General features: G+C 41.4%; 13 protein-coding genes and 1 pseudogene. 4 read left to right on the top strand and 10 right to left on the bottom strand.

Translation table 11 applies throughout. The features are described from left to right. The first annotated feature begins 223 nt into the window (after window positions 1–223). A complete protein-coding gene (locus QAS77_RS07995; RefSeq protein WP_305064827.1) occupies window positions 224–526 on the top strand; it encodes a hypothetical protein in 303 nt (100 codons plus the stop codon). Between the two features lie 195 nt (window positions 527–721). Next, on the top strand, window positions 722–1,081 hold the full coding sequence (locus tag QAS77_RS07990) for a hypothetical protein (protein WP_305064825.1): 360 nt from the start codon (window positions 722–724) through the stop codon (window positions 1,079–1,081). An 85-nt stretch (window positions 1,082–1,166) separates the two neighbouring features. On the opposite strand, the gene QAS77_RS07985 is transcribed toward QAS77_RS07990, so the two are convergent. Beyond that, window positions 1,167–1,421 (bottom strand): hypothetical protein, encoded by a 255-nt coding sequence (locus tag QAS77_RS07985; protein ID WP_305064823.1) that lies wholly within the window; start codon window positions 1,419–1,421, stop codon window positions 1,167–1,169. 90 nt (window positions 1,422–1,511) lie between these two features. Between QAS77_RS07985 and QAS77_RS07980 the strand changes: the two are divergent. After that, window positions 1,512–1,865, top strand: a pseudogene (locus QAS77_RS07980) (aminotransferase class I/II-fold pyridoxal phosphate-dependent enzyme); the annotation flags it as partial. Window positions 1,866–1,937: 72 nt separating this feature from the next. Here the strand turns inward: QAS77_RS07980 and QAS77_RS07975 are convergent. Continuing rightward, window positions 1,938–2,312, bottom strand: coding sequence for a helix-turn-helix domain-containing protein (locus QAS77_RS07975; RefSeq protein WP_172367688.1), 375 nt, complete (start codon window positions 2,310–2,312; stop codon window positions 1,938–1,940). 108 nt (window positions 2,313–2,420) lie between these two features. On the opposite strand from QAS77_RS07975, the gene QAS77_RS07970 reads away from it, so the two are divergent. Continuing rightward, the gene (locus QAS77_RS07970) at window positions 2,421–3,107 is read left to right on the top strand and encodes a DUF5591 domain-containing protein (protein ID WP_305064822.1); all 687 of its coding nucleotides are present in this window, start codon (window positions 2,421–2,423) and stop codon (window positions 3,105–3,107) included. A gap of 69 nt (window positions 3,108–3,176) precedes the next feature. Here the strand turns inward: QAS77_RS07970 and QAS77_RS07965 are convergent, their stop codons facing one another. The 8 genes from QAS77_RS07965 to QAS77_RS07930 form a co-directional block, all read right to left on the bottom strand. After that, window positions 3,177–3,908: an RAD55 family ATPase gene (locus QAS77_RS07965; protein WP_250866817.1), complete on the bottom strand. Its 732-nt coding sequence runs from the start codon at window positions 3,906–3,908 to the stop codon at window positions 3,177–3,179. Between the two features lie 181 nt (window positions 3,909–4,089). Beyond that, window positions 4,090–4,461 (bottom strand): hypothetical protein, encoded by a 372-nt coding sequence (locus QAS77_RS07960; RefSeq protein ID WP_250866818.1) that lies wholly within the window; start codon window positions 4,459–4,461, stop codon window positions 4,090–4,092. 14 nt (window positions 4,462–4,475) lie between these two features. Then, window positions 4,476–5,096 carry an NTP transferase domain-containing protein gene (locus QAS77_RS07955; protein WP_250866819.1) on the bottom strand — a complete coding sequence of 207 codons (621 nt, stop codon included), beginning with the start codon at window positions 5,094–5,096 and terminating at the stop codon, window positions 4,476–4,478. Then, window positions 5,081–5,896, bottom strand: coding sequence for an adenosylcobinamide-GDP ribazoletransferase (gene cobS / locus QAS77_RS07950; protein ID WP_305064820.1), 816 nt, complete (start codon window positions 5,894–5,896; stop codon window positions 5,081–5,083). The genes QAS77_RS07955 and cobS overlap by 16 nt, the downstream gene beginning before the upstream one ends. Further along, entirely contained in the window at window positions 5,893–6,480 is a 588-nt protein-coding gene (gene cobZ / locus QAS77_RS07945) for an alpha-ribazole phosphatase CobZ (protein ID WP_250866821.1), read from the bottom strand. Before cobZ ends, cobS begins: the two co-directional genes overlap by 4 nt. Window positions 6,481–6,502: 22 nt before the next feature. Next, a complete protein-coding gene (locus QAS77_RS07940; RefSeq protein ID WP_250866822.1) occupies window positions 6,503–7,498 on the bottom strand; it encodes a cobalamin biosynthesis protein in 996 nt (331 codons plus the stop codon). Beyond that, complete coding sequence (gene cobD, locus QAS77_RS07935; RefSeq protein ID WP_305064818.1) at window positions 7,495–8,988, bottom strand: threonine-phosphate decarboxylase CobD; 1,494 nt, start codon at window positions 8,986–8,988, stop codon at window positions 7,495–7,497. Before cobD ends, QAS77_RS07940 begins: the two co-directional genes overlap by 4 nt. A 164-nt stretch (window positions 8,989–9,152) precedes the next feature. Then, window positions 9,153–9,722, bottom strand: a 570-nt coding sequence (locus QAS77_RS07930) for an NTP transferase domain-containing protein (RefSeq protein WP_331522459.1), incomplete at its 5' end; no start/stop codon positions are given.

The following is a 9,722-nucleotide window of genomic DNA, read 5'->3' as shown; positions in this document are numbered from 1 at the left end:
ACGTTCTTTCTGTCGTATAAGAAGCTACATTTCTACTGTTAAGAAGAATCAACTTTCTGTGATGAAAGCTATTCAAGATGCAATCGATGGAAACCCATTTGTTCCAACGATTGTTTGATTTTAGGGTTGCAAATTAATTTTTTGTATTAGAGTTGATACAGGATTGACAATAATTAGGCTGAATAGTTACTATGAATCTACCATTACAACGTGACAATAGCTTTTGTCAGTTGCACGATATGCGGATAAAATAAATCAGTTTTTAGGGCAGGTTTTTCACACTTTGAATAACACATTCGATGATGTAGAGGTTGACAAAATTTGCGGGATATTTGGTGGATTAGGCTATCAACGTACCGCATCTCCATATGAAGTAAAGGACTTCAATAGTGGAAAATGCAAATCATATTTATCCTTTGAAAAAGGTTCAATGCCAAGGGGGATCTTTTTGCAGATAAATGTGGAGCCTACAAAAGAATTATGGAACAAAAGGATGCATGATTTTTGGCCTTTATCATCAATATAAATATATAATTATTCGGAAACCATTAAGTAAAATAGTCAACAATCATATTTCATGACAGATCACATTTTTGATATTCTCGGCATTGGCAACAGGGAAGATAGCCATACCGACCCGATTGCCCATTCATTTGCCACTCCACCATCATTCAAGGAAAATGTCAACAATTGAAAAATTGAAAGAAATTGAGGGGATGAAATGAAATTAAAAAACATCTTTTTGTTGCTTCTTGTTTTGAATTCTATGTTTATTTTAGGATATACGTTAGGAAAAAATAATATAGAAGAGTCATTTGAAAATAAAATTATGACTGATGAATTAAAAGTAGAAAACGATTATGTATTTAAAATTGGTGAAAATGTAAGTACATCGGAATATTTTAATACAATCAGTCGTAGCTTTTCAGGAACAGTTGTGGATATTAATTATTGTGAAACTGGAAATGTTTTAACAATTTATAATTCTTCAACTGAGGAGACTAAAATGTTATATGAAGAATGGATTGCAGAATTTGGACAAAGAAAATTCGAGTTGATCAATGATAAAAACGATTGCTGAAAGAATACGAGACACCACTATTGCGGAAGATTTAGCTGATTTGTAGAGTGTTCCATAGTGGGGGTAACGAATTTGTAGAGAGGATTCAAAAAATGGATGAATTCGATATAATTGATGAATGGCAGATACATGCATTTTGTAACCAGTCTGCCTTGAGAGCCAACAATTTCAGATATTCTTGCACCATAAAGAATAAAATTCTAATTAATAACAAATAGGAACCTCTTTTCACTTTTTTCAATCTTGCATCATTATCAAAATCTTTAGCAGCTTTATCCATTTTCAAATAATTCTCGTATGTCACATACTCGCTTAAATTTTTCATTGGGCTTGAAGGCATAATTTCACCCCATACAAATTTAAAGGTGATTAAAAGCCAAAATTAAGCGTAAACTATCTTTAATTCACAAAATCGAGCTTTAAACAAAGTATTTCTGCCCAAGTGGGAGCTATTGAAGCCCTTCGCAATGGCGAGGAAGAAGTAGAGAAGATGGCCAGAGAGTACAACCGTCGCAGAAAACTTATTGTCAGTGGTCTGAACAACATCGGACTTGATTGCTTCAACCCATGAGGTGCATTCTATGCATTCCCATCAATAAGCAGCACAGGGATCTTATCTGATGAATTTGCAGAAAGGCTGCTTAATGAGTATAAGGTCGTAACCATCCCCGGAAACATCTTCGGGAATACAGGAGATGGCTTCCTCAGATGTGCATACGCAGAATCAAGAGAAGACATCAAAGAAGCACTTGAGAGAATCGGTAATTTTGTCGATAGATTATGAATTGACCCATCTTTTTTTCAACAACGTCCTTTTCCAATAATTTGTTACAATAATTTCTTCTAACTACCCAGATCACTCACCCAGGAGTTCCTTATCGATATTTGCGACCAGACCGGTCACTTTTTCATACCACTTATCGATATTTTCCTGGATCATTTCTTTGACCCTTGTGGGATCAACAGCCACATATTCATAGAAATAGCCACCTATATCGATGGTCTTGGTCTCACGATAAACAAGACCACATGAGATGAGGTTCTGCAGTGAACGATAAGCTGTACTGCGCTCCCGGTTAAGGAACTCACCGAGGTTTTCAGCTGTCATTGGGCCGTTTGCAAGAAGGGATTTATATGCCTCCATATCAAGTGTTTTAAGCCCCAATATACACTTTGCCACATCGTCACATTGACAATTGGCCCTTAACATTTCCCGGATCGATGTTGTCATTTTTTACCACTTGATAAATTAGAACTTAGAAATTACTTTTGTATAGTTTATACAAAACCATAACATTCACGTCGTTAATTATATATATAGTTTATCAGAATCCATCACATGTTGAAAACTATAATCCCTGAATATGAACGCTCCAATGAGCCCCTTGATACCGAACGCCTGATATATCACCCGGATATGATACGTGCCAATGAATGGGTATTATCAGAATATAAGCCACCGACAAGGGATTTTTGTATATTTGTCCCATGTGCAATGAGAAAACCATACCATACTAGTCCGTCACACAAAATGTATGACCGCATAATCTTTGGAATTCTCGAACAGGAAAATGCACATGTGGTCGTTTTCGGGACCTGCGGGATAACCCCCAGAGAGATCGATACAGAATATCCATTCACAGACTATAAGTTCATGATGGGAAAATGCAATGTGGCAAAGATAAAACGGGATTTTATAAAGATGGAAAGCGAGAGGCTTGCAAGATATCTCGAAAAAACACGTGATAACTACAAGCACAGGGTCGCCTACTGCATAGGAGATTTCAGAACAGCAATGGAAAAAGCTGTTAAGATGACAAATATAGAAGTCTCAATTATTCCTAAAAAAGAAACAATGGAAGAACTTGCCAACCCTGACAAGCGTTTCGTCTATGGCAGCCTGAGCCAGCAACAGTACCTTCAGGACTTTTCAGATTCCATCACAGAAAAAATGAACATCGACGCACGCACTGTTGGCGTTCACGAAGACCTGTCCACCAATGATATGGACTGGTACCTTTTGTAAAGCAGATCAATTATCAAAAAAAGTTTAAAATTAGGTACCTTAAAAGGTACCTTCTTGTTCTGTAAAATATTATTTCTCGAGGTATGGAGACTGCGGAAGTACTGCCATTCCGCTGTCGGAAATGTTGAGCACCCTTACTTCATTGATAGTGCCTGAACCCCTGAGCTTCATGACATAGACAGTACGCTGCAAGTTGCTTCCAATAATCTCACGACCGAGCTTGATAACAGAATCAGCACCATACTCGACCATCTCATCAAGACCGAACATTGAGCCTACTGTGACAAGGGCAGTGACCTCGCGTTTCCTGAAGACACCGAAGACATCATCGATCAATGTGCGGAGCTTATAATTGGACTCGATAGCAAGGAACATTGCCTCAACGGAATCGATAAAGACCCTGTCAGGTTTTACTTCCTCAAGCTTGCTCTCAATAAGCTTCTTGAAGCTCTTGATAAGTTCCGTAGGAGCGATCTCCACACTTTTCTGAAGACGAAGACTTGGGTCTGTAATATCCACAAATACAAGTTTTCCATCATTTACCAGACCATCAAGATCCCATCCGAAAGAAGATTGCATTTCACGTACAAGAGACTTTGACTCTTCAGAGGTGATTATACACATCGTTGTTTCGCCCTTGTTGACACCTTCCATCAGGAACTGTGTGCCAAAAATTGTTTTGCCGGTACCGGACTTTCCTGAAACTACGTTAGCAGTCCCTTTGAAAAAACCACCTTTCAACATCTCATCCAGACCACGAATTCCCGTACTGACCCTTTCTTGAATTACTTCATCAGCCATATTTACACCTGATAGTTATATTAGATTATGTTGAATATTTTTAAAAGAATTTTGAGAACCATACAGCAATGAAAAGATGCACCTCTATCGATCGAACATCTTAGAAACAACTGTATTGAAACATCAATATGTCTTGTTATGATATAAAAAATGATTTATGCCATGTAAAAATGATTGGAACTTAGCCCTCCACAACTTCTTCCTCCCCTTCCCGTAGAACCTCAAGGAAAATATCCCTGAACAACAATTTCTCGACCGTCCTCGCAACATATCCGCGATGCTGGTGTTTCTGTATATCCTCATTAAGACGAAGATCAGAATCCACCTGAATACGTATCAGACATAATCTGAATCCTTCAGCATCCTTTAGTTCAAGGGAATAAAAACGATCCAATAAATAAGGAAGTATATATGGATCATCTATAGCTTCACAAAGAAGCAATTGCTCCTCAGATATCCCAGTAACATCCGCAGCTAAGGACAGATCACCTGTTATCAATCGGAGACTTTTCAAAGAATATTTCTTATTATCAATAGTTATATATTCGACCATATGACCCCGACCTATCAGTTAGAGAACAAATTCTTCATAAGGAGATCTTCACACCGCTTCATATCATCCACCGTATTGATGTTCAATGCGATCTCAGGATCATCCAGCATATAATTGTGATATTCCTGCTCCTCGTTAATGAATTTCCCATCAAGAATATTGATGCCTGCAGGCACAATAAGATTTCCCTCCCAATTAAATACGGTATCAGGCCTGATACCAACTTCCTTACAAAGAGAGATAGGAACGAAAACAGACATCGAAGAACTATCACAGTCCTGATAAGCCTCAATGATGGAATCAATTAATTTAGGAGTCACCATTGGCAGATCAGACATGATTATCATCACAGGTTCCCTGATATTGGAACTCTCCACTGCATATACCATGTCACCCACGTAATTGTCACCATTGGTATTGATCGCCTGGATGTGATCCCCATATTTTTCATTCACAAGTTCTTCGGTAGCAGGGGTTGAGGGGGAGACCGCCACAAATATACGTTCAATGTAGGAGGATCTCTCAAGCGAGTCGATCACATAACTTATGAGAGGCTTACCGAGAAGCTCGACACATGGTTTTTCACCCATACCGAGCCGAAGTCCCTGGCCACCGGCCATTATAACGGCATCCAAAAGAGACCCCCGTAACCATTATTGACCGCAGTGATAGCAACTGTAAGCACCATCAATACGATGATCCTTGCAATTTCATTTGCTGTACCGATACAATCCCCATTTATGCCCTTGAAATGGCGGTTGGAAATATTCAATATTACAAAAGCTGTAACAATTGCAGAGATATAACCTATGATACCAAGGGTTCCAAATGCCAGCACACATGCCAATGCACCAAGCACGAAGGATACAACATACCTTGCAAATGTAGTATTATTGATTATCATGGAACCAAGGCCTTCATGGACAGGCTTGCCAAATGCAGCCAGTGTCAGCATAGCCTGTTTTGCACTGATCTCAGCTATAAGAAGAGAGATGGGAACGATGAGTGCAGCATTGTCCGAGAAGAACAGGACCTCTGCCTGCAGGGAAGATATCGATGCATACAAAGCGATCAATGCCAAAACCGTATAACTGACTCCCCCGATACCGAGAGACAGATCTTTAAGGGCATTGACCTTCTTTTCCAAAGAACCGTGTGCTGTTGCACCATCGCCGAAATCACCCAGACCATCAAGATGATTCAATCCTGTAATATAATAGATGAACACCATTATCAGTACAGCGCTTATGGTCGAAGGGAGGAAAGATTCGGTCAAATATGCAAAAATGCCTATCATAGCCCCAAGGACAATGCCTGCAAAGGTCTGGAGATAACTGCGCTTTACAAGTTCATCAAGCCCTTCCATGGACATACCCACAGGTATTGTGGAAAGGAAACCAAAGCTTGTTCTAAGGGCAAGTAAAAATCCGCTCATCCTGCTATCACACCACTATTATCGAGATTCTTCTTTGGCTTCCTTTCATTTTCAGCCGCTTCTGCCATGCCCCTTGTGTACATGTTGGCAGAAACACCACCAATAAGACCTCCAATGACATCATCCATGAAAGGTCCCAGTTTTGAAAGGATACCAGGTTTTTGTTTGTCGAACCTCACAAACTCGAAAATGCCCTTATCCCCACTGATATATTTAGCAATGCTCATTCCCATGACCTCATCGGCGATGATGAACGTCAGATCCTTCTCATAAGAACTTCTGCTGATATTCGGAAGTTTGCCTTTTTCACCCTCCCGCTCCAGCAGTATACCGGAATATATCAGAAGACACAGGTTAGCATCGGAGATAGCAATATCCAGTTCCCTCCTGAAGCGTTCCTCTGCAATCTCACGGGTCTCAAGCCCGGGATGGGGAGCATAAAGCTCAAGAGCAGTATCAACAAGCATATCCACGGTGATACCTTCTTCTTCCAGTATTTCGATGATATTATGATTAATATCGCCTTCCAATTCCTTTGGTTGGTCTTTTTTGAGATCCTGAGAGTCTATATCTGACAATTTCATAATTATCACTTACAAGGTTCGATTATAGATAGTTGATTAAATTCGATATAATATAGATTAACGCCACAGATATTATTACAACAAGTATTGAAGACATACCGATAACTTCTGCTGCCTTTTTAATATCTTCTGCCTTTGGCAATGAGAGGCCCTTACCTATAACATAGGTATTGGGTTTCTCAAGCCGGACACCAAGAGTCCCTGCAATTGCAGCCATCGGATAACCGGAATTAGGAGAAGGCGTTGTCATGCAGTCTGTTGATGCACACCTGAACGCCCCAATATGGTCCAGTCCTTTGCTCTTCAAGAGAACACTTGAAAGGAAAGAACCTGCCATGATAAACACCACACAGATACGTGCAGGTATCCAGTTAAGCACATCATCGGTCTTTGCTGAGAAATAACCAATGTCCCTGTACTTCTCATTCATGTAGCCCACCATTGAATCAAGCGTACTTACCGCTTTGAAGATGTAAGCACCTATAAGGCCGTAAGGGCCGAATATCACATAGTAGAACAACGGGCTCAATATACCGTCAACGAAGTTCTCGGAGCAGGTCTCAATGACAGAAGAGGACACCTGCCCTTCGGTTAACTGTGAAGTATCCCTGCTCACATACATTGAGAGCTTTTTACGTGCAGATACAAGATCACCTTTTTCCAGTTCACCATAGACTTCCATTGCAGCTTCCAGTAATCTGCGAATGGCGAACGTGGATTTCAGGAAATAGGCCTCAATGAGAAGCACTACGAATTCCGGAATGAACGATAGATTTGCGATAAGAAGCACAACATAAGCTATAGAAGCTGCAAATAGGATGACAATGAGAGCAAATACCACACCATATGCTTTTTTATGTGTGGCTGGCACTTTTTTCTTGAAGAATCCAATAAGATTGCCTATCCAGACCACCGGATGCAATGCTGTGGGCGGCTCACCTATCAACAGATCAAAACCTGTTGCCAGAAGGAGCACGAATATCAGATGCCCCGTGTCAGGCAGGAAAGGTTCGATCATAAACGAGGCTCCAGCACCTTATCCCACGCTTTTTTCAATTTAATGTCCATATCGCCAGCCTCTGAAAGCACATAGAGAAGCTCTTCCACAACATCCTTTTCATGAACGAGAACACAATCCTCACAACTCCAGACCTGACCGCCACTGGAGCGGTCGACCCACTTGCCCCCTGTACGTTCATCCTCACATCCATAGAAAGGACAGAAACAGAAAGTGCAATCCTGACCGCTGAAATGACATGGGTAATAAGGGCAATCAAGGTTCCCACCAGAAGGAGTTGCATTTCCACTTTCAAGCATTGAAACAAGCTCAGCTTTTGCATCATCTCTTGCTTTTTCAACAACGACCTTTCCTATTGCCTGTGACAGTCTGTCAGTCTCCTCCTTTGGACGGACAGCGATCCTTATAAAGTCCTCACCCAGGGATGGGAAAGAACTGCAATCCCTTATAAGCACCCCATGTGCAGCCAGACGCTGCGTGAGTTCAACAGAATCAAGGGGGGAGGCACTGATATCAACAAGGATATAGTTCACGGTGCTTTGAAGCGGTTTGAACTTGCGTATCCCTGAGATGCGCTCAGTAAGATAATTACGGTCGTTTTCAATGGCCTTACGTGATGCCACAAGATACGGACTGTTGCAACCGCCTTCCATGTTAAGCATTGCTATTCCGATCTCCTCGGGAATGGAACCGAGATTCCACGAAAGTCTTGCAGTGTTCAATGCATTTGCAATTGTTTTTGAAGCCACACCGAACCCGAGACGGACACCAGGGATAGCAAAATCCTTAGTAAGAGAGCGAAGAATGAAAAGATGATCGTTATCGATCACAGTATCAGTGATAGTTTGTGAAGGATCGTCCGTAAGTTCGATGAAGGCTTCATCTACGAACAAGAGAGTGTTATTGATAACACATCTTTTTGCGAGTGACAGAATATCATCCCTTTTATGAAGCTTACCGGTAGGGTTGTTCGGATTACATACGAAAAGGATCTTTGCACCCCCAAGCACATCGTCGGAGAGATCGAAGATATCATCCTGCCCTATGTAACGAACATCTGCGCCTGCTACGTTGCATTGTTGTTCATATTCGACAAACGTAGGGTGGGGTATCAGTACAATATCGCCCTGATCCACTATCGCCTCTGCCACAAGCCTGATTATCTCACAGGAACCATTGCCCGGAACTATGTTCTCGATAGACAGCCCGTTACCCAGAAAATTAACAGCGGCCTTTCTAAATTCAAGATAACGGTTATCAGGATATTGCCCAAATCGCCCCATGGCATGCTCTAGCAAGCTGTCAAGGTCAAGCCCGCCTAAAGGATGGTCGAAGGGACTTCCGAGGGGGTTAAGGCTGGCGCTCAGGTCCAGCATCTCCGATGCCGGGATGCCATACTTGTCAGCCATTTCACGAATAAGCCCGCCATGTGAGGGACAGGCCAATTCTATAATGTTTTCTTTCAGAGGGAGTTCTTTTTCTTGTGACACGCTGATCGAATAATGTAAAGAACCGAAAATATATTAAGTTATTCAATTTAGCTTTCTTTAACGAAATACATAATTGAATAAAAACCAATGCTGCGAACATAAAAAGGTAACATTATAAATAAAATAATAAAAAAAGAAAATCAGGTTGGTTTGATTCGATCCCTTTATACCATTCTGGCCAATAGCATTTCCTCACACTTTGCCAGTTCAACGACCGAGTCCACATTGATCGCAACTTCAGGAATATGAGTCAGATGATCGAAATCCACCTGCTCTTCCTCTATCTTAGCAGAATCAAGGACATTTATCCCCACCGGGACCAGCATTTCGCCGTTCTTGTTGAACACTGTACCCGGCCGCAACCCCAGCTCCCGGAAAAGCCCAATAGGAGCATAAACTGACATTGCCGGAATGGAACGTTCCTCATAGCTTTCAACTATGGCATCAATATGTTCTGATCCGACCAGAGGGAGGTCCGGCATCAATATCATGACAGGACCGGTGCTGCCAGCATCTTTGACAGCATTTACCATATCCCCAACATAATTATCACCAGGGGTACGGAGAATGAGAACGTCATCCCCATAGCGATCCCTGACACACGATTCGGTTTCAGGAGAATATGGAGAGGTCTGAACGAAAACACGTTCTATGTGTTCTGCACCAAGAAGCGAGTCAAGAAGATAACTGATAAGTGGCCTGTCGATAAGCATCACACATGCTTTTTCCTCCAC

The organism is Methanococcoides sp. (assembly GCF_030594565.1).
In the GTDB taxonomy this organism is placed as follows: domain Archaea; phylum Halobacteriota; class Methanosarcinia; order Methanosarcinales; family Methanosarcinaceae; genus Methanococcoides; species Methanococcoides seepicolus.
Note: the sequence above shows the minus strand (reverse complement) of the source record. Positions and strands in the feature narration are given on the sequence as shown.

Coding starts and splice junctions, on each gene's coding strand:
- QAS77_RS07940 (WP_250866822.1), bottom strand. CDS start 7,498: ATGATCGAACCTTTCCTGCCTGACACGGGGCATCTGATATTCGTGCTC.
- QAS77_RS07970 (WP_305064822.1), top strand. CDS start 2,421: ATGTTGAAAACTATAATCCCTGAATATGAACGCTCCAATGAGCCCCTT.
- QAS77_RS07975 (WP_172367688.1), bottom strand. CDS start 2,312: ATGACAACATCGATCCGGGAAATGTTAAGGGCCAATTGTCAATGTGAC.
- QAS77_RS07960 (WP_250866818.1), bottom strand. CDS start 4,461: ATGGTCGAATATATAACTATTGATAATAAGAAATATTCTTTGAAAAGT.
- cobZ (WP_250866821.1), bottom strand. CDS start 6,480: ATGAAATTGTCAGATATAGACTCTCAGGATCTCAAAAAAGACCAACCA.
- QAS77_RS07985 (WP_305064823.1), bottom strand. CDS start 1,421: ATGCCTTCAAGCCCAATGAAAAATTTAAGCGAGTATGTGACATACGAG.
- cobS (WP_305064820.1), bottom strand. CDS start 5,896: ATGAGCGGATTTTTACTTGCCCTTAGAACAAGCTTTGGTTTCCTTTCC.
- QAS77_RS07990 (WP_305064825.1), top strand. CDS start 722: ATGAAATTAAAAAACATCTTTTTGTTGCTTCTTGTTTTGAATTCTATG.
- QAS77_RS07965 (WP_250866817.1), bottom strand. CDS start 3,908: ATGGCTGATGAAGTAATTCAAGAAAGGGTCAGTACGGGAATTCGTGGT.